The 17,016-nt window shown below is 71.6% G+C and carries 16 protein-coding genes and 1 pseudogene; 9 read left to right on the forward strand and 8 right to left on the reverse strand.

All coding sequences use genetic code 11. The annotated features are described in order from the left end of the window. The first annotated feature begins 4 nt into the window (after window positions 1-4). A complete protein-coding gene (locus tag SACTE_RS21230) occupies window positions 5-1,201 on the forward strand; it encodes a glycosyltransferase family 39 protein (RefSeq protein ID WP_014048068.1) in 1,197 nt (398 codons plus the stop codon). Window positions 1,202-1,276: 75 nt separating this feature from the next. Here the strand turns inward: SACTE_RS21230 and SACTE_RS21235 are convergent, their stop codons facing one another. Continuing rightward, window positions 1,277-1,654, reverse strand: a complete 378-nt coding sequence (locus tag SACTE_RS21235; protein WP_014048069.1) for a DUF192 domain-containing protein — start codon at window positions 1,652-1,654, stop codon at window positions 1,277-1,279. 207 nt (window positions 1,655-1,861) lie between these two features. Between SACTE_RS21235 and SACTE_RS21240 the strand changes: the two genes are divergently transcribed. The 3 genes from SACTE_RS21240 (at window position 1,862) to SACTE_RS21250 (ending at window position 4,160) form a co-directional block, all read left to right on the forward strand. Beyond that, on the forward strand, window positions 1,862-2,665 hold the full coding sequence (locus SACTE_RS21240; RefSeq protein ID WP_014048070.1) for a prepilin peptidase: 804 nt from the start codon (window positions 1,862-1,864) through the stop codon (window positions 2,663-2,665). Between the two features lie 70 nt (window positions 2,666-2,735). Continuing rightward, entirely contained in the window at window positions 2,736-3,551 is an 816-nt protein-coding gene (locus SACTE_RS21245) for a class I SAM-dependent methyltransferase (protein ID WP_014048071.1), read from the forward strand. A 153-nt stretch (window positions 3,552-3,704) separates the two neighbouring features. After that, complete coding sequence (locus SACTE_RS21250; RefSeq protein ID WP_014048072.1) at window positions 3,705-4,160, forward strand: hypothetical protein; 456 nt, start codon at window positions 3,705-3,707, stop codon at window positions 4,158-4,160. Window positions 4,161-4,175: 15 nt separating this feature from the next. On the opposite strand, the pseudogene SACTE_RS35150 reads toward SACTE_RS21250, so the two are convergent. Continuing rightward, window positions 4,176-4,462 (reverse strand): annotated as a pseudogene (locus SACTE_RS35150) (winged helix DNA-binding domain-containing protein); the annotation flags it as partial. A 271-nt stretch (window positions 4,463-4,733) separates the two neighbouring features. Beyond that, window positions 4,734-5,771, reverse strand: a complete 1,038-nt coding sequence (gene mgrA / locus SACTE_RS21255) for an L-glyceraldehyde 3-phosphate reductase (protein WP_014048073.1) — start codon at window positions 5,769-5,771, stop codon at window positions 4,734-4,736. Window positions 5,772-5,976: 205 nt separating this feature from the next. On the opposite strand from mgrA, the gene SACTE_RS21260 reads away from it, so the two are divergent. The 4 genes from SACTE_RS21260 to SACTE_RS21275 all read left to right on the forward strand — a co-directional run bounded on the left by SACTE_RS21260 (window position 5,977) and on the right by SACTE_RS21275 (window position 11,057). Next, on the forward strand, window positions 5,977-6,738 hold the full coding sequence (locus SACTE_RS21260; protein WP_019993807.1) for an isoprenyl transferase: 762 nt from the start codon (window positions 5,977-5,979) through the stop codon (window positions 6,736-6,738). Window positions 6,739-7,086: 348 nt separating this feature from the next. Further along, window positions 7,087-8,409 carry a PhoH family protein gene (locus SACTE_RS21265; protein ID WP_014048075.1) on the forward strand — a complete coding sequence of 441 codons (1,323 nt, stop codon included), beginning with the start codon at window positions 7,087-7,089 and terminating at the stop codon, window positions 8,407-8,409. Between the two features lie 387 nt (window positions 8,410-8,796). Continuing rightward, window positions 8,797-9,510: a hypothetical protein gene (locus tag SACTE_RS21270; protein WP_014048076.1), complete on the forward strand. Its 714-nt coding sequence runs from the start codon at window positions 8,797-8,799 to the stop codon at window positions 9,508-9,510. A 131-nt stretch (window positions 9,511-9,641) separates the two neighbouring features. Next, entirely contained in the window at window positions 9,642-11,057 is a 1,416-nt protein-coding gene (locus tag SACTE_RS21275) for an AI-2E family transporter (protein ID WP_014048077.1), read from the forward strand. Between the two features lie 83 nt (window positions 11,058-11,140). Here the strand turns inward: SACTE_RS21275 and SACTE_RS21280 are convergent, their stop codons facing one another. Both SACTE_RS21280 and SACTE_RS21285 read right to left on the reverse strand, forming a co-directional pair. Further along, complete coding sequence (locus SACTE_RS21280; protein WP_014048078.1) at window positions 11,141-11,677, reverse strand: alkyl hydroperoxide reductase; 537 nt, start codon at window positions 11,675-11,677, stop codon at window positions 11,141-11,143. A gap of 12 nt (window positions 11,678-11,689) precedes the next feature. After that, on the reverse strand, window positions 11,690-12,244 hold the full coding sequence (locus SACTE_RS21285) for a peroxiredoxin (RefSeq protein WP_014048079.1): 555 nt from the start codon (window positions 12,242-12,244) through the stop codon (window positions 11,690-11,692). Window positions 12,245-12,376: 132 nt separating this feature from the next. Between SACTE_RS21285 and SACTE_RS21290 the strand changes: the two genes are divergently transcribed. Further along, window positions 12,377-13,360, forward strand: a complete 984-nt coding sequence (locus tag SACTE_RS21290) for a hydrogen peroxide-inducible genes activator (protein WP_014048080.1) — start codon at window positions 12,377-12,379, stop codon at window positions 13,358-13,360. A gap of 80 nt (window positions 13,361-13,440) precedes the next feature. Here the strand turns inward: SACTE_RS21290 and SACTE_RS21295 are convergent, their stop codons facing one another. The 3 genes from SACTE_RS21295 to SACTE_RS21305 are packed head-to-tail and all read right to left on the reverse strand — an operon-like array spanning window position 13,441 to window position 16,987. Continuing rightward, window positions 13,441-15,783 carry an FtsX-like permease family protein gene (locus SACTE_RS21295; protein WP_014048081.1) on the reverse strand — a complete coding sequence of 781 codons (2,343 nt, stop codon included), beginning with the start codon at window positions 15,781-15,783 and terminating at the stop codon, window positions 13,441-13,443. Further along, window positions 15,780-16,466: an ABC transporter ATP-binding protein gene (locus SACTE_RS21300; RefSeq protein ID WP_014048082.1), complete on the reverse strand. Its 687-nt coding sequence runs from the start codon at window positions 16,464-16,466 to the stop codon at window positions 15,780-15,782. Before SACTE_RS21300 ends, SACTE_RS21295 begins: the two co-directional genes overlap by 4 nt. Then, a complete protein-coding gene (locus tag SACTE_RS21305) occupies window positions 16,463-16,987 on the reverse strand; it encodes a PadR family transcriptional regulator (protein ID WP_014048083.1) in 525 nt (174 codons plus the stop codon). Before SACTE_RS21305 ends, SACTE_RS21300 begins: the two co-directional genes overlap by 4 nt. Between the last annotated feature and the right edge of the window lie 29 nt (window positions 16,988-17,016).

The raw sequence follows: 17,016 nt of genomic DNA on the forward strand, positions 1-17,016 counted from the left end.
GCCCATGCCCGACAACCAGACCCTGCCCCGGCCGGCCTCCGGAGCACCGCCCCGCCCCGCGGGCGTGCGGCTCCGGGCCAGGGCCGCGCTCGCCGCCGCGGCCCCCGCCCTCGCGGCGTACGCGGCGGTGAGGGCCGTGGGGCTGGTCGTCCTCCAGGTCTGGGCTTCGGCCGCCGGGAAGGACGCCTGGCACCTGCTCGGCGGGCGCTGGGACTCCGTCTGGTACCAGCGGATCGCCGAGAACGGCTACGGCTACACCGCCACCCTCCCCGACGGCACCCTCCACCCCGACCTGGCGTTCTTCCCGCTGCTGCCCGCCCTGGAACGGTCCCTCGCCGCGGTGACCCCGCTCACCGTGCGGGACGCCGGGATCGCCCTCGCGTGGCTGGCCGGGCTGTGCGCCGCCTGGGGGGTGTACGCCGTCGGGGCGCGGCTGCACGGACGGCGGGCCGGGGTGGTGCTGGCCGCGCTGTGGGGGGCGTACCCGACGGCGTTCGTCCAGTCGATGGCGTACACCGAGACCCTGTTCACCGCCCTCGCCGCCTGGGCGCTGTACGCGGTGCTGCGGGACCGCTGGGTCGTGGCCGGGGTGCTGAGCGTCCTCGCGGGGCTGACCCGGCCCTCGGCGGCGGCCCTCATCGCCGCGCTCGCCGTCACCGCGGCCGTCGCCCTCGTACGGGAGTACCGGTCCGGCGCCCGCCCGGGCCTCCCGCGCCGGCGGGCCCGCATGCTGCTCGGTGTCTGCCTCGCCCCGCTGGGCTGGCTCGCGTACGTGGTGTTCGTCGCCGTGCGCGAGGGCGGAGCGTTCGCCTACTTCGAGGTCCAGGCCGAATGGGGCAACAGCATCGACGGCGGCCGGGCCCTGGCCGCCTTCATCGCCCGACTGCCCCTGCCCGCCGCCCTCGGCCTCTGCACCGCGCTGGGGCTGCTGGGGTGGCTGGTGGTCCTGTGCGTACGGCAGCGGCAGCCGCTGCCCCTGCTCGTGTACGGCATCGCGGTCGTCGTGGTCTCGCTGATCGGCTCCGGGTACTTCGGGTCCCGGCCCCGGCTGATGATGCCCGCCTTCCCGCTGCTCCTCCCGCCGGCGCTCGCCCTGCTCCGGCTGCGGACCACCGCCAGGACGGCCGGAGTGCTCACCGTCCTGGCGCTCGCCTCCGCCGGATACGGGGCGTGGACCCTGCTGGGGCCGGGACCGCCCTGAGCCGCGGCCACGGGTCCACGCGCCGGTGCGGCACCGACTCGCGGACACGATGCCCGAGGTGCCCGGCCGCGCTCGTCACCGCCCGCGCGGCGAAGCCTCCCCGAGCGGCGCCGCCGAGATCCGCACCCGGACACCCGGACGCACACCCCAGCGCTCCATCGCCCCCGCCTCGGCCTCCAGCACATGGCGGGCCCGCAACCTGGGCAGACCGAGCCGGCCGGGCCGCATCGTGCGGACGGCCAGGACGTTGAACCTCCGGTCCAGGTAGGCCACATCGATGGTGAAGCGCATCCGGAAGGTGTGGACGCTCTGGCAGGGGGTGATCAGCAGCGCCCCGTCCACCCCGTCCACCCCGAGCAGCCCCTTCGCCCGCGCCCGGTACGAGGCCGCGATCCGCAGCGGTATCTCCCGCGCCGCCGCGCCCACCGGCCCCGGGCCCGGCCCGGTGCCCACGTGCTCGTCCGTGCGTGTGCCCGTGCCTGCACCCGTGCCTGTGCCTGTGCCTGTGCCTGGGTCGACCGTCAGTGTGCCGCCGCCGTTGCGCCATGTCCGCATGGGCACCGACCGTAGTCCGCACAGCGCCGCGGTGGGTCCACAACGGTCCGCAGTGGGCCCCCGGGCCCAAGACCCGTGAGGGGAAGGCCGATTAGGGTCCGTTCCGTGGACGCCACACTGATTGCGGTCGCCGTGCTCTGGGGCGCCGCCACCGGACTGCTGCTGCCGCGGGTCGCGTACCGGTTCTCCGTCGAACCGGAGGAGCCGTGGCGGGAGGCGTGCCCGGCCGGGCACGCGCTCACCGGCCCCGGCCGCGGCTGGCTCGGCACGGTCACCTGCGCCGACTGCGCCGCGCCCGTCCCCGCCCCCCGGGGCGGGACCGAACCGGAAGCCGCGCCGGAGGACGCCGCACCGGCCGTACGGCCCCGCTACGCCCCCGTCGTGGTCGCCCCCCTCGTCACCGTGCTCGTCTGCGCGGCCCTCGCCGGGGGCGTCGGGCCCCGGCCCGAGCTCGTCGTCTGGCTGGCGGCGACGCCCGTCGCGGTCCTCCTCGCCGTCATCGACCGCCGGGTCCACCGGCTGCCCGACCCGCTGACCCTGCCGCTCGCCGCCGCCCTGGCCCTGCTGCTCGGGGGCGCGGCCCTGCTCCCCGGGCACGGCGGCTCCTGGACCACGGCGCTGCTCGGCGGGGCCACGCTCGGCGGCTTCTACTTGCTGCTCTTCCTCATCAACCCCCAGGGCATGGGTTTCGGCGACGTGAAGCTCGCCCTGGCCCTCGGGGTGGCCCTCGGCTGGTACGGCTGGACAATCCTCCTCGCGGGCGGCTTCGCCGGGTTCCTCTTCGGCGCGGTGTACGGGGCCGGGCTGTTGCTGCTGCGCCGGGCGGGACGCAAGACCGGTATCCCGTTCGGCCCGTTCATGATCGCGGGAGCACTGCTCGGCCTCCTCCTCGGCGGTCTCGCGGCCTGAGCCGGACGACGGCACGGGGTGTCGCGGTTATACGGTCGCGTTCGGCGGGTGCCGCTGCCACGCTTCCCGTATGACTCCGCCGCCCGGCACCCGTGTGCCCTCCTCCTCGACCCCCGGCCCGGAATCCGACGCGCGCTTCGCCGCCCTCGTCGCGGAGGCCGACGCCGTCTCCGTCGACGGATGGGACTTCTCCTGGCTCGACGGACGCGCCACCGAGCAGCGCCCTTCCTGGGGATACGCCAGGACCATGGGGGAGCGCATGGCGCGGGCCCGCGCCGCGCTGGACATCCAGACGGGCGGCGGCGAGGTCCTGGCGTCCGTGGACCGGCTGCCGCCGCTGGCCGTGGCCACCGAGTCCTGGCCGCCGAACATCGCCCGCGCCACCGAACTGCTCCATCCGCGCGGCGCCGTGGTCGTCGCGGACGCGGACGAGCCGCCGCTGCCCTTCGGCGACCGCGCCTTCGACCTGGTGGTCAGCAGGCACCCGGTGACCACCTGGTGGGACGAGATCGCGCGGGTACTGACACCCGGCGGCACGTACTTCTCCCAACACGTGGGACCGGCCAGCGTGTTCGAGCTCGTCGAGTACTTCCTGGGGCCGCAGCCGGCCGCGACGCGCGCCGCCCGGGACCCGCGGCGCGCGGCGGCCGACGCGGAGGCCGCCGGGCTGGAGGTGGTCGACCTGCGCACGGAGCGGCTGCGTGTCGAGTTCTTCGACATCGGGGCCGTCGTCTACTTCCTGCGCAAGGTCATCTGGATGGTCCCGGGCTTCACCGTAGAGGCGTACCTCCCCCAACTGCGGTCGCTGCACCGGAAGATCGAGACCGACGGGCCCTTCGTCGCCCACAGCTCGCGCTTCCTCGTCGAGGCCCGCAAACCCCGGTGACTGTCCCGACAGCCTTACGGTAGGCAGGACTTCACGCCCTCACGCGCCAACGTGCCCGTCCCGCACGCCAGAAGCAACGCCATCACCTGCTCCATCGTCCTACTCATGGGTAGTGCGACCCTGTTGGTTGAGCGCACAACGAAGGAGCGGGTCATGACGGTAGGAAGGGACGCGTCCGGCGGAGAGGCCACCCGCCCGGCAGGCCGTCGACGCCACAGCAGAGCCGACTGGCTCACCGGGGCGCGGATCACCGCGGTGCACGGCCTGTTCTACCGGCCCGAAGGGCGGGCGGGGGAGCCGGAAGCCGTGGAGTTCGTCCTCGACGGCGGCGATTCGGTCCTGCTCACCTGCGCCTTCGACGGCACGCTGGGGATCACCTCCGGCGCCTGGCCCGCCCTCCCCGACTGGTGTGTGCCCGCCGGCCAGTGGGAGTTCGGCCCGCTGCCCCAGCTTCCGCTGCCCCCGTACACCGGGGCCTGGACGGTCGTCGGCACGCACGAGCGCAGGGACGCGCACGAGAAGGTGCACGAGGCCGTCTTCCGGTGCGAGGAGGGCGACTTCGTGGTCCTCGGCGGTGACACCGTGACGGTCCGCTTCCTGCGCCTCTGAGCCGCCGCCACGGTCGTACGCCGCCTTGCGCCCCCGGTTCGGCCCGTTACACAGGGCGCCCCGGTGGCCCGCCGGATGCGGCACCTGGCGCCGGCGCGGCCACATGCCGTGGAACGCGGGCATCACCAGGTCCCCGGCCCAGGGACCGGTACGGCCGACGACCTCGTCGATCGTCAGCCCGGCACCGTCCGGCGCGTCACCCACGGCGACGAGGACCGCCCCCACCTGATCCGGTGTCATCCGGGCGTCCGCCGAGAAGAGGCCGGCCCCCGGCGGTACGGCCGACAGGCGCCGGTCCACAGCGCATGTTCCCGGCCGCCAGCCGGTGGACGGTGCCAGAACCCGTCCTCTACGCCTCGAACTACCGACCGGAAACAGTCCGGGAATCGTGCTCACAGCGCATTCCGGTGAATTCGGAGAGTAATGATTGAGTGGCGTGGCACGCAGCATCACTTACGAAGGGTTATGGTGGAAACCCCCCCTCGGGCCGGTCCGTAACCCCCCCCACGGACCGGCCCGTTTTTTGTGCCCTCGGCGGCCCCTCGGCCCGCCGGCCGGGCGCTGGGCCGGGCGTCAGCCCCGGTTGGCCCAGATGTTGGTGCTCGCGGTGTCCACGGCGAAGGTGTCGATTTCCTTCAGCTCGTCGGCCGACAGCGCCGGAGCGCCGAGCGCGGACACGTTCTCCTCCAGCTGCTTCACACTCGACGCCCCGATCAGGGCCGAGGTCATACGGCTGTCCCGCAGCACCCAGTTGAGCGCGAGCTGGGCGAGGGACTGGCCGCGGGCCGCCGCGATGTCGTTCAGCCCGCGCAGCCGGCGGACCATCTCCTCGGAGAGCAGTCCCGGGTCGAGGGACTTGCCCTGACTGGCCCGTGAGCCCTCCGGGATGCCCGTGAGGTACTTGCCGGTGAGCAGCCCCTGGGCCAGCGGCGCGAAGGAGATGCAGCCCATACCGGCCGCCTCCAGCGTGTCCAGGAGCCCGTCTGCCTCGATCCAGCGGTTCACCATCGAGTACGACGGCTGGTGGATCAGGGCGGGCACCCCCATCTCCTTGAGCAGCCGGGCCGCCTCGGAGGTCTGCTCGGCGTTGTAGGAGGACACCCCGACGTACAGCGCCTTGCCCTGCTGGACCGCGGAGGCGAGCGCCCCCATCGTCTCCTCCAGCGGCGTGTGCGGGTCGAAGCGGTGCGAGTAGAAGATGTCGACGTGGTCCAGGCCCATCCGCCTCAGCGAGGCGTCGAGCGAGGACAGCAGGTATTTACGGGAACCCCACTCGCCGTAAGGGCCGGGGTGCATCAGGTAACCGGCCTTGGTCGAGACGATCAGCTCGTCCCGGTACGGCGCGAAGTCCTGCTGGAAGATCTTTCCGAAATTCAGCTCGGCGGAGCCGGGCGGCGGGCCGTAGTTGTTGGCAAGGTCGAAGTGGGTCACGCCCAGGTCGAAGGCGCGGCGCAGGATCGCCCGCTGGGAGCCCAGGGCGCGGTCGTCGCCGAAGTTGTGCCAGAGACCGAGCGAGACGGCGGGCAGTTTCAGCCCGCTGCGGCCGGTGCGGCGGTATTCCATGGAGTCGTAACGCGACTCGTCGGCAAGATGGCGGAGGGATTCAGTCACGTTTCACTCCTTATCACGGAGTTGTGACAGACCGGGTTGGGCCCCCGTGACCCGACCGCAGTAATGTGGCGGCTTCGGGAAAAGCCGGTCCGCGATGTGCGTACACGGGTGCGGGCTGTGCGGCGATCCCCCGGGGACGGCCCCGGACCCCCGGCGACGGGGAGGGCGGGCCAGCGGCCCGTAAGGAACCGAGAGGGTGACTTCAGTGAACTTGCGCGACCTGGTGTACGGGCTCTACGCACGCCGGGTGGGAGGCCGCCTGGACCACGCCCAGGTGCCCAAGCACATCGGAGTCATCCTCGACGGCAACCGCCGCTGGGCGAAGGCGTCGGGCGGATCGGCCGTACAGGGCCACCAGGCCGGGGCCGACAAGATCTCCGAGCTCCTCGGCTGGTGCAGCGAGACGGACGTCGAGGTCGTCACGCTCTGGCTGCTGTCCACGGACAACTTCGACCGGCCCGAGGCGGAGCTGGTCCCGCTGCTCCGCATCATCGAGAACACCGTGCGACAACTGGCGGCCGACGGGCGGTGGCGGGTCCACCACGTCGGCACGCTCGACCTGCTGCCCGCGCAGACGCAGCTGGTGCTCAAGGAGGCGGAGGCGGCCACGTCCGACGTCGAGGGGATAATCGTCAACGTCGCCGTCGGCTACGGCGGACGCCAGGAGATCGCGGACGCCGTCCGCTCCCTGCTGCTGGAGCACTCCTCGAAGGGCACGACGTTCGAGGAGCTCGCGGAGGTCGTCTCCACCGACCTCATCTCCGAGCACCTCTACACCCGCGGCCAGCCGGACCCCGACCTGGTGATCCGCACCAGCGGGGAGCAGCGGCTGTCGGGCTTCATGCTCTGGCAGAGCGCCCATTCGGAGTACTACTTCTGCGAGGTCTTCTGGCCGGCCTTCCGCAAGGTCGACTTCCTGCGGGCCCTGCGCGACTACGCGGCCCGCCACCGCCGCTACGGCGCCTGAACCACCCTCACCCCCCTCCCGTGCGGGCCGGACGGCCCCCGCACCCCGGGCGTCACCCGTACGCCGGTCGCACCCGATCGGCCGCATGACCCGCCGACCAGCTGGGAATACCCCTGACAGGTCGACGTCCGGTCACCAGCCAGGCGGACGTCGCAGCCAAGTGAGCGGCATCCGGCCAGCTCGCCCGGGAGGCCCTTTGCACACGAAGGACCGCACACCCTGCGGCCGACGCGGAGGGCCGGTGTTCGGCCCGCGCTCGGGGCCCGAACCCGGTCCGTCCTCTTCCTTCGGGAAGTTCCGCGACCTCCGTCGCACTCCCCGACCTCGTCCGAGGGGGTACGTCCTTCCGTGGTGACCAGCACCAAGCGCCGCATGCCCGACCGGCGCACCTACGTTCTCGACACCAGCGTCCTGCTGGCCGACCCCAACGCCGTGTCCCGGTTCGACGAGCACGAAGTCGTGCTGCCGATTGTCGTGGTCACGGAACTGGAGGCCAAACGGCACCACCCCGAGCTCGGCTACTTCGCCCGCCAGGCCCTGCGCCTGCTGGACGACTTCCGGGTCCGGTACGGCCGGCTGGACGCCCCGATCCCGCTCGGGGACCTGGGCGGGACGCTCCGTGTCGAACTCAACCATTCCGACCCCGGCGTCCTGCCCGCCGGCTACCGGTTGGGGGACAACGACTCACGGATCCTCGCGGTCGCACGCAACCTCCAGGCCGAGGGGTACGACGTCACCGTCGTCTCCAAGGACCTGCCCCTCAGGATCAAGGCGTCCTCGGTCGGCCTCCTCGCCGAGGAGTACCGCGCCGAGCTCGCCATCACGGACTCCGGCTGGACGGGCATGGCCGAACTGGCCCTGACCGCCGAACAGGTCGACCTGCTGTTCACCGAGGAGACGCTGTACGTCCCCGAGGCGGCCGAGTACCCGGTGCACACCGGACTGGTCCTCCAGTCCGAGCGCGGCAAGGCGCTCGGCAGGGTCACCGCCGAGGGCAACGTCCGGGTCGTGCGCGGCGACCGGGAGGCCTTCGGGATCCACGGCCGCAGCGCGGAGCAGCGCATCGCGCTCGACCTGCTGCTCGACCCCGAGGTCGGCATCGTCTCGATGGGCGGCCGGGCCGGCACGGGGAAGTCGGCCCTGGCCCTCTGCGCGGGCCTGGAGGCCGTCCTGGAGCGCAGGCAGCATCAGAAGGTCATGGTCTTCCGTCCGTTGTACGCGGTCGGCGGCCAGGAGCTCGGCTACCTCCCCGGCACCGAGGCCGAGAAGATGAGCCCCTGGGCGCAGGCCGTCTTCGACACGCTGTCGGCGGTCGCCGGACGCGAGGTCATCGAAGAGGTCCTGGGGCGCGGGATGCTGGAGATCCTGCCGCTCACCCACATCCGGGGCCGCTCCCTCCACGACGCGTTCGTGATCGTGGACGAGGCGCAGTCGCTCGAACGGAACGTCCTGCTGACCGTGTTGTCCCGGATCGGGGCGAATTCCCGGGTCGTGCTCACCCACGACGTCGCCCAGCGGGACAACCTCCGGGTCGGCCGGTACGACGGAGTCGTCGCCGTGGTCGAGAAGCTGAAGGGCCATCCGCTCTTCGCGCACGTCACGCTCACCCGGTCCGAACGTTCGCCGATCGCCGCGCTGGTGACCGAAATGCTGGAGGAAGGCCACATCTGACAGGGAACGTCCACCCGATGCCGCCCGGCGAGCGAAGGAGCTTAGCCGGGCGGTGTCGTGTCGCGCCGTCATTTCCGAAAATGACGTGCGCCAAACGGGGTGTGACCTTTCCCACGCGACACAGAATTGCAACAGCGCGTGTCTCTCCGGCAGAGTCTTGCTTCCGTCAGGCCCCGCATACGGCACTCGCACCTCCACAGGTGCCCCGCACCACACAACTCAACACACGTCGCCCGTATGCCGCCCGCGAGCACCACGCGGCGCTTCCGAGAGGAAGTCGCCCACCGGGCCCGTGCCTCCCGTGACCCAAGCAGTAGGGAGGCCAGTGCCAGGGGCACGATTGCGCCCGCGAGGTCACCTAAGCGGGCGATGCTGGAAGGACACCGTGTGAGCCGGATCTCGGTCCGGGGGTTCGCCGTGGCATCTGCCACCGCGGTCACCACCGTAGGCGCCGTCGTAGGCGTTGCTTCGGGCAGCACTCCCGCTGCCGACGACAACAACTTCGAGGCGGCCGCAGCCGACACCACGCTGCTCGCAGACATCCCCGCGGGCCAGCAGGCCCAGGTTCAGACCGCCTCGCTGACCCAGCAGGCCGACGCGCAGGCCTCCGCGGCCGACGCCGCGGCCAAGAAGTCCGCCGAGGAGACGGCTCGCATCCAGGCCGCCAAGGACGCCAAGTCCAAGAAGAAGGCGGCCGAGGACAAGCTGGAGGAGGAGCGCAAGGAGAAGGAGCGCAAGGAGGCCGAGGAGGAGCGCGCCAGCCGCTCGTCGGTCCGGGACGCCTCCTCGTTCTCCGCGCAGGGTTCCTACAGCGTGGCCGAGGTCCAGGCGATGGCCCGCCAGATGATCCCGGCCGACCAGTTCCAGTGCTTCAGCAACATCGTGAACCACGAGTCGAGCTGGAACTACCGGGCGAGCAACCCCTCTTCGGGCGCCTACGGGCTCGTGCAGGCCCTTCCCGGCTCCAAGATGTCGTCCGCCGGAGCCGACTGGCAGAGCAACCCGGCCACCCAGATCAAGTGGGGCCTCAGCTACATGGACGGCCGCTACGGCAGCCCCTGCGGCGCCTGGTCCTTCTGGCAGGCCAACAGCTGGTACTAGGAGCGAGGAGCCCCCGGCTCTCAACCTCGTGGAGCCCCGCACCGTCCTACGGTGCGGGGCTCCACGCGTGTACGGTCGGTCCGAACAGCTCCGGGGGAGTGATGGGAGCAAGCGGGGGAAAGGGAAAAGTCATGTCTAAACTTCCGGGGTGGCTCGGCCGGTTGGGCGCGGGACTCAGCGAGGTCGGGGCGCGCCTGGAGGAACGCCGCGCCGAGGGTGAGCGCGAGGTGGACGAGGACGTGGCCGCCGCGAGCCCGGACCCCTCGGCCCAGGCCGCCGTCGCCGACCAGGTGCCCCGCCCACCCGACTACGCCCCCTCCGTCGCCGCCAGACCCGATCCGGTCGCCTCGATCCCCTGGGGGATGCGCGTCGCCGCCGAGGCGGGCTGGCGGCTGCTGGTCCTGGCCGGCACCCTCTGGGTGCTGATGCGGGTCATCAGCGCGGTGCAACTGGTCGTCCTGGCCTTCGTCGCGGCACTGCTCGTCACGGCGATGCTCCAGCCCACCGTCGTACGGCTCAAGCACCTCGGGCTGCCCCGCGGACTGGCGACCGCCGTCACCGCCGTGCTCGGCTTCGTCGTCATCGGCCTGGTCGGCTGGTTCGTGGTGTGGCAGGTGATGGACAACCTGGACACCCTCTCCGACCGGGTCCGCGACGGTATCGAGGAGCTGAAGCGCTGGCTGCTGGACAGCCCGTTCCACGTCACCGAGCAGCAGATCAACGACATCGCCAAGAACCTCAGCGACACCATCGGCACCAACACGGAGGAGATCACCTCCGCCGGCCTCCAGGGCGTCACCGTGATGGTGGAGTTCCTGACCGGGCTGCTGCTGGCGATGTTCTCCACGCTCTTCCTGCTCTACGACGGCAGGCGCATCTGGGAGTGGACCCTCAAGCTCGTCCCGGCCCAGGCCCGGCCGGGTGTCGCGGGCGCCGGACCGCGTGCCTGGCGGACCCTGACCGCCTATGTGCGGGGCACGGTGATCGTCGCCCTGATCGACGCGATCTTCATCGGGCTCGGGATCTACTTCCTCGACGTGCCGATGGCGGTGCCGCTGGCCGTCTTCATCTTCCTCTTCGCCTTCGTCCCGCTGGTGGGCGCGGTCGTCTCCGGGGCGCTCGCCGTGGTCGTCGCGCTGGTCACCCAGGGCGTCTTCACCGCCCTGATGGTGCTGATCGTGGTGCTGGCCGTGCAGCAGATCGAGGGCCACATCCTCCAGCCGTTCATCCTGGGCCGCGCGGTGCGCGTCCACCCGCTGGCCGTCGTCCTGTCGGTCGCCGCGGGCGGCATGATCGCGGGCATCGGCGGCGCGGTCGTCGCGGTACCGCTGGTCGCCGTGACCAACACGGTGGTCGGCTATCTGCGGGCGTACGGCAGGGAGACCGCCCTGCGCAGCGCGCCCAAGCCGCACGGCGCCACCGCGATCGCCCTCTCACCGACCGAGGCCTCCGGCATCCGGCGCCAGGACGGCGCGGACATGCCGGAGGCGGGGCGCCCCACGGGGCACGAGCCGGACGACGGCGAGGAGCCGGCCGACAGGCTCTGAGGCCGGGCACGACAAGAGGGGCCCCGCGGACGGTCGGTCGTCCGCGGGGCCCCTCTCGTACAACGGTACTGCGTGTGCCGCCCCTACTGCTCGGCGAGCACGCCCTCGGCCTCGAGGGTCACGCCGACCGCCTGGATCACCGAGGCGATCTTGACGGCTTCCTGGACGGTCTCGCGGTCCACGCCGGCCTTGCGCAGCACCTGCTCGTGGGAGTCCAGGCACTGGCCGCAGCCGTTGATCGCGGAGACGGCGAGCGACCACAGCTCGAAGTCGACCTTCTCCACGCCTGGCTTGCCGATGACGTTCATCCGCAGGCCCGCACGGAGGTTCCCGTACTCGGGGTCCGACAGCAGGTGCCGGGTGCGGTAGAAGACGTTGTTCATCGCCATGATGGCGGCGGCGGCCTTCGCGGCGGTGTACGCCTCGTCGGAGAGGTTGGCCTTGGCCTCCGGCTCCAGCTCACGCAGCACCTTCGGCGAGCGCGAGGCGATCGCGCAGGCCAGGACGGTGCCCCAGAGCTGCTGCTGGGGGAGCTCGCTGTTCCCGATGACCGAACCGAGGTTCAGCTTCAGGTCCTTGGCGAAGTCCGGTACGGCTGCCTTGAGTTCGTCGAGTGCCATGTCCGTATCAGCTCACTCGCCCGAGAGGAGCGCGACCGGGTCGAGGGTGTTCTCGCCCTTGGTCCAGTTGCACGGGCACAGCTCGTCGGTCTGCAGGGCGTCGAGGACCCGCAGGACCTCCTTGGGGTTACGGCCCACGGAACCGGCGGTCACCATCGTGAACTGGATCTCGTTGTTCTGGTCGACGATGAAGACGGCGCGCTGGGCGAAGCCGTCCTCGCCCTCGATGCCGAGGTCACGCATGAGCTCGTGCTTCGAGTCGGCCAGCATCGGGAAGGGCAGGTCGGTCAGGTCCGGGTGGTCCTTGCGCCAGGCGTGGTGCACGAACTCGGAGTCGCCGGAGAAACCGAGGATCTGGGCGTCACGGTCGGCGAACTCGTCGTTCAGCTTGCCGAAGGCGGCGATCTCCGTGGGGCACACGAAGGTGAAGTCCTTCGGCCACGCGAAGACGATCTTCCACTTGCCCTCGTAGGTCTTGTGGTTGATCTGCTCGAACTCCTTGCCGCTCTCCAGCGACACACAAGCGGTCAGGTCGAACTCGGGGAACTTGTCACCGACAGTGAGCACGCGCACTCCTTGCTGGATAGGAAGGCCCTTTTTGGGGGTTTTCCTGAGGGTTGGACTGGGCCCACCTTGGCACAGAGTGCATTGATCACGGAAATAGCTACACTTGCGCGTGGTGATCGGAGGTGCCTATCAGTGGGGTATGTAAATCAGGCGAACAAGGCCAAGCAGCCCAGCCTGTCGCAGCTGCGCGCCTTCGCGGCCGTGGCGGAGCATCTGCACTTCCGGGACGCGGCGGCGTCAATCGGGATGAGTCAGCCGGCGCTCTCCGGGGCCGTGTCCGCGCTGGAGGTGGCACTGGGTGTCCAGCTCATCGAGCGTACGACGCGCAAGGTGCTGCTGTCGCCCGCCGGGGAGCGGCTCGCGGTGCGGGCGGAGGCCGTGCTGGAGGCGGTGGGCGAGCTGATGGAGGAGGCCGAGGCGGTGCGGGCGCCGTTCACCGGCGTGCTCAGGCTCGGCGTGATCCCGACCGTCGCCCCCTATCTGCTGCCGACCGTGCTCAGGCTGGTCCACGAGCGCTATCCGGAGCTCGACCTCCAGGTCCATGAGGAGCAGACCTCCTCACTGCTGGAGGGGCTGGCGGCCGGCCGGCTGGACCTGCTGCTGCTCGCCGTCCCGCTCGGAGTGCCCGGGGTCATCGAACTACCCCTTTTCGACGAGGACTTCGTGCTGGTCATGGAGCGGGGGCACGAGCTGGGCGGGCGCAAGGACATCCCTCGGGAGACGCTCCGGGACCTCCCGCTGCTGCTGCTCGACGAAGGACACTGCCTGCGCGACCAGGCACTGGACATCTGCCGGGAGGCGGGCCGCACCCAGGGCGCTCCGGTGACGACGACCGCCGCCGGCCTCTCCACCCTGGTGCAGCTGGTCGCGGGCGGACTCGGGGTGACCCTGCTCCCGCGTACGGCGGTGACGGTCGAGACCGCGCGCAACGAGTCGCTGGTCACCGGGTACTTCAGCGACCCGGCGCCCTCCCGGCGGGTGGCACTCGCGGTGCGGGCGGGCACCGCGCGGCACGCGGAGTTCGAGGAGTTCGCGGCGGCCCTGCGCGAGGCGATGGAGGCCCTGCCCGTGCGCACATCGCGCGAGGCGCCCGAGGGCGGGACGCCGCAGAAGTGAGCGCGGCCCGGTGGTGACCGGGACGCCGAAGGGGTGGGCACGGCCCGGCGGTGACCGGTACGCGCCCACCCCGCCGGGTGTCACTCCGTGCGCAGGCCGTCCGGGCGCATCAGCCGCCACAGCAGCGGCAGCGAGAGCAGGGTGACGGCCACGATGAGCCCTCCGCCCACCCCGGCCAGCGGCAGGAACAGCCACCACTCGGTCACCGACTTGTCCAGCATCCACGTCAGGACGACGCCCAGCCCGATCCCGCCCGCGATCGCGACCAGAAGGCCGACGACCACCGGCACGGCGGTCTGCCACAGCACCGACCAGCCCAGCGTGACGCGCCTGGTGCCGAAGGCGACCAGGACCGACAACAGCCGCTTGCGTTCACGCAGTTGCTCCAGCTGGCTGACCAGCATCGACAGGGCGATCAGTGCGAGCGTCGCCGCCGCGCCGAGCCGCAGCCCGGTCTGCACGCTCGCGTACTGCCGGTCGCGGGTGAACGAGATCACGGTGGAGACCTCCATCCCCGGGTCGATCCTGGCCGCCGTGTTCCGCACGTGCTCGGCCGCGTCCGGGACGCTCTCGTCGATCCGGATCTGCGCGACCGTCTGCGCGGAGGGCAGCGTACGGGGGTCGAGCGCCCCGACCGTGGCCAGGATGCCCCAGCGCTCGGTGCCGAGCGGATCGCGGTCGGCCAGCACCGTGCGGGCGTCGGCCGGCAGCGTCCAGAGCTGGGACTTGGCGCCCGGCACGTCCGCGTACTCGGAGTTGAGCTCGACCTCCTTGCCCTTGCGGGCGGTCTCGTCGACCCAGTCGGCCTGCTCCTTGTCGTTCCTGGGGTGGGCGACGAAGACGTCTCCGTCCCGGCAGGAGCCGATGTCGGCCAGTTCCTTCAGGGTGGCGCAGTCGCCGATGGTCAGGGAGGTGACGGGCTGCATGTCGTCGGGGTCCTTCGGCCTGCCCGGCTTCAACGCGTACGTCTCGACCGTGCCGATGACGGCCTGGACCCCTTCGGTCGCCCGGAACGCCTCGATGGTGCGCGCGGCCGCGTCGCCGTCGACCACTTGGGAGTAGGTGTGGAACTGGGCCCGGGAAGGGTCCTGCCCCGTACTCTCGTCGAACTCGTCGCCGATGGCCGCGAACAGCATCTGGAGGGCCACCGCGCCGGCGACCGCGACGGTGATCCCGCTGACCGCGCGGGAGGCCGCACCACTGTTCAGCTGGAGCCGCCGCACGGCGAGCTGCCAGGGCAGCGGGCCGCCGCGCAGCCGCTTCACCGCCGCCTCCACCAGCCAGGGCAGCAGCAGCGCCAGCCCGAACAGGACCAGTACGGCGCCCCCCGCGATGGGGTAGGGGTTGACGGGGTCGAACTCCCCGACCTGGCCCGTCGAACCCAGTACCGCGAGCCCGGCGACGGGCACCAGCAGCCGCCACCACAGCCGCCGCTTGCGGCCGCCCGCGTGGCGTACGACGCCGAGCGGTTCGACGACCACCGAGCGCATGGCGGCCAGCGTGACGAGCACCGCGGACAGCGGCACGGCGACGACGACCAGCACGGCCAGCCAGGGGGCCGGCGTCAGGTCGGCCGGGAAGGCGCTGTGGTTCCACAGCTCCACCGCACCCACGAACCTGCGGCCCACCAGGAAGAGGGCCCCGCCGACCAGCAGCCCGACCACCGAGCCGAACAGGGCCTCGCCCGCCGCGATCCGGCGCGTCTGCCGGATGTCGGTGCCGACCAGTCGCAGCGCGGCCAGCCGGCGGTCCCGGCGTTCGCCGCCGAACCGCACGGCGGTGGCGATGAAGATGGCCACCGGTACCAGCAGCACCACGCAGATGATGATGATCAGCACGACCAGGACGGGCGAGATCTGTTCGGGCTCGGGGTCGATCCCGTACCCGGTCAGCCGGTGGCCGCCGGCGGCCTGGGTGAGGGTGTCGCTGCCCACGTAGAAGTACAGCTCGCCGGGCGAGAGCAGGCCGGCGTCGGCGATCGTCCCGGTGATCCGGTAGGGCAGCCGTTCCTTGAGGAGCTTCCCTTCGGAGGAGGCCAGCAGGTCCTGGAGCGCGGGGGAGACGACCATCTCGCCCGGGCCGGGGAACTCCGCGACGCCGGGCGGGGTGAGCGGGTGCTCCCCCTCCGCGCGCATCACGTACCCGCCGACGGTGTGGCCGCGGTACTCGGTCTCCGCGTCGATCCGCAGGACGCTGGTGTCCGACTTCTTCGCCGACTCCGCTTCCAGCGAGTCCGTCGCCTCGTAGCGGGCATCGCCGCGTGCGGACCGTTCGTCCAGCAGGTGGGGCACGGACGAGGCGACCAGCAGCAGCGCCACGCCCAGCCCGACGCCGACGGCGGTGAGCGCGGTCCGCGCCCAGCCCTCGCGTCCGCCCGCGGCGGCGAACCGTATCCCCAGGCCCAGGTCGCGCAGCCAGGTCATACGACGTACTCCAGATCCCGGGCCCGGCCGTCGCGTACGACGATGTCGCGGTCGGAGTAGGCGGCGACGCGTGCCTCGTGGGTCACGAGGACGACGGCGGTGTTCGCGGACCGGGCGGACTCGGTGAGCAGTTCCATGACCCGCTCGCCGTTCAGGGAGTCCAGCGCGCCGGTCGGCTCGTCGGCGAAGACCACCTTCGGGGAGGCGACCAGGGCGCGGGCGACGGCGACGCGCTGTCCCTGGCCGCCCGAGACCTCACCGGGCCGCTGGGCGGCGATGTCGTCCACCTCCAGACGCTCCAGCCACTCACGGGCGGTGCGCTCGGCGGCCTTGCGCCGGACGCCGTTGAGGCGGAGCGGCAGCGCGGTGTTCTCCAGACAGGTGAGCTCGGGTACGAGCTGGCCGAACTGGAACACGAAGCCGAAGTCGCTGCGCCGCAGCGCGCTGCGCTGGGCGTCCGACATCGAGGAGATCTCACGGCCGGCGTAGGTGATGGTGCCCGCGTCCGGGGTGACGATCCCGGCGAGGCAGTGCAGCAGGGTCGACTTGCCGGAGCCGGAGGGGCCCATGACGGCGACGACCTCGCCGGGGTGGACGGAGAACGAGGCGCCGTCGAGCGCGGGCGTCGAACCGTAGGTCTTGTGTAGATCCTGCGCGACGAGCAGGGAGCCGTCGGGGGTCACGGGGCGACCACCTCGGCGAGCTGGTCCAGGCGCGCGGCGGTCATTTCCAGCCAGCGGAGGTCGGCTTCGAGGTGGAAGAGCGCGTGGTCGCAGATCAGCTGGTCGGCGAGGTCGCCCTTGCGCTTGCGGTCGGTGAGGGTACGCATGAGACGCAGGTGCTCGGAGCGCTGGTTGTCCAGCAGATCGGCGGCGCTGCGTCCGGTGAGCAGGGCCAGGACGACTTTGGTGTACAGGGTCGACTGGAGGTACGGCTCGGGCTTCTCGGGCTGTTCCAGCCAGGCCGAGACGTCCGTGATACCGGCGTCGGTGATGGCGTAGCGCTTGCGCTCCGGGCCGCCGTCGCTCTCGACGCCGTCCACCTCGACCAGGCCGTTCTTGAGCAGCCGGGACATGGTCGCGTAGACCTGCCCGTAGTGCAGGGGGCGGTCGTGGCCGAACTTCTCGTCGAAGGCGCGCTTGAGGTCGTAGCCGTGGCGCGGGCCGGACTCCAGGAGTCCGAGCAGGGTGTGACCGATTGACATGCGGAGCACTGTACATGGTGTGTATACCT

This window comes from Streptomyces sp. SirexAA-E (assembly GCF_000177195.2).
GTDB lineage: Bacteria > Actinomycetota > Actinomycetes > Streptomycetales > Streptomycetaceae > Streptomyces > Streptomyces flavovirens.

What these genes read in the sequence shown, in the direction of transcription:
- SACTE_RS21245 (WP_014048071.1), top strand. Translation starts at nt 2,736, where the DNA reads ATGACTCCGCCGCCCGGCACCCGTGTGCCCTCCTCCTCGACCCCCGGC.
- SACTE_RS21250 (WP_014048072.1), top strand. Translation starts at nt 3,705, where the DNA reads ATGACGGTAGGAAGGGACGCGTCCGGCGGAGAGGCCACCCGCCCGGCA.
- SACTE_RS21230 (WP_014048068.1), top strand. Translation starts at nt 5, where the DNA reads ATGCCCGACAACCAGACCCTGCCCCGGCCGGCCTCCGGAGCACCGCCC.
- SACTE_RS21275 (WP_014048077.1), top strand. Translation starts at nt 9,642, where the DNA reads ATGTCTAAACTTCCGGGGTGGCTCGGCCGGTTGGGCGCGGGACTCAGC.
- SACTE_RS21280 (WP_014048078.1), bottom strand. Translation starts at nt 11,677, where the DNA reads ATGGCACTCGACGAACTCAAGGCAGCCGTACCGGACTTCGCCAAGGAC.
- SACTE_RS21295 (WP_014048081.1), bottom strand. Translation starts at nt 15,783, where the DNA reads ATGACCTGGCTGCGCGACCTGGGCCTGGGGATACGGTTCGCCGCCGCG.
- SACTE_RS21305 (WP_014048083.1), bottom strand. Translation starts at nt 16,987, where the DNA reads ATGTCAATCGGTCACACCCTGCTCGGACTCCTGGAGTCCGGCCCGCGC.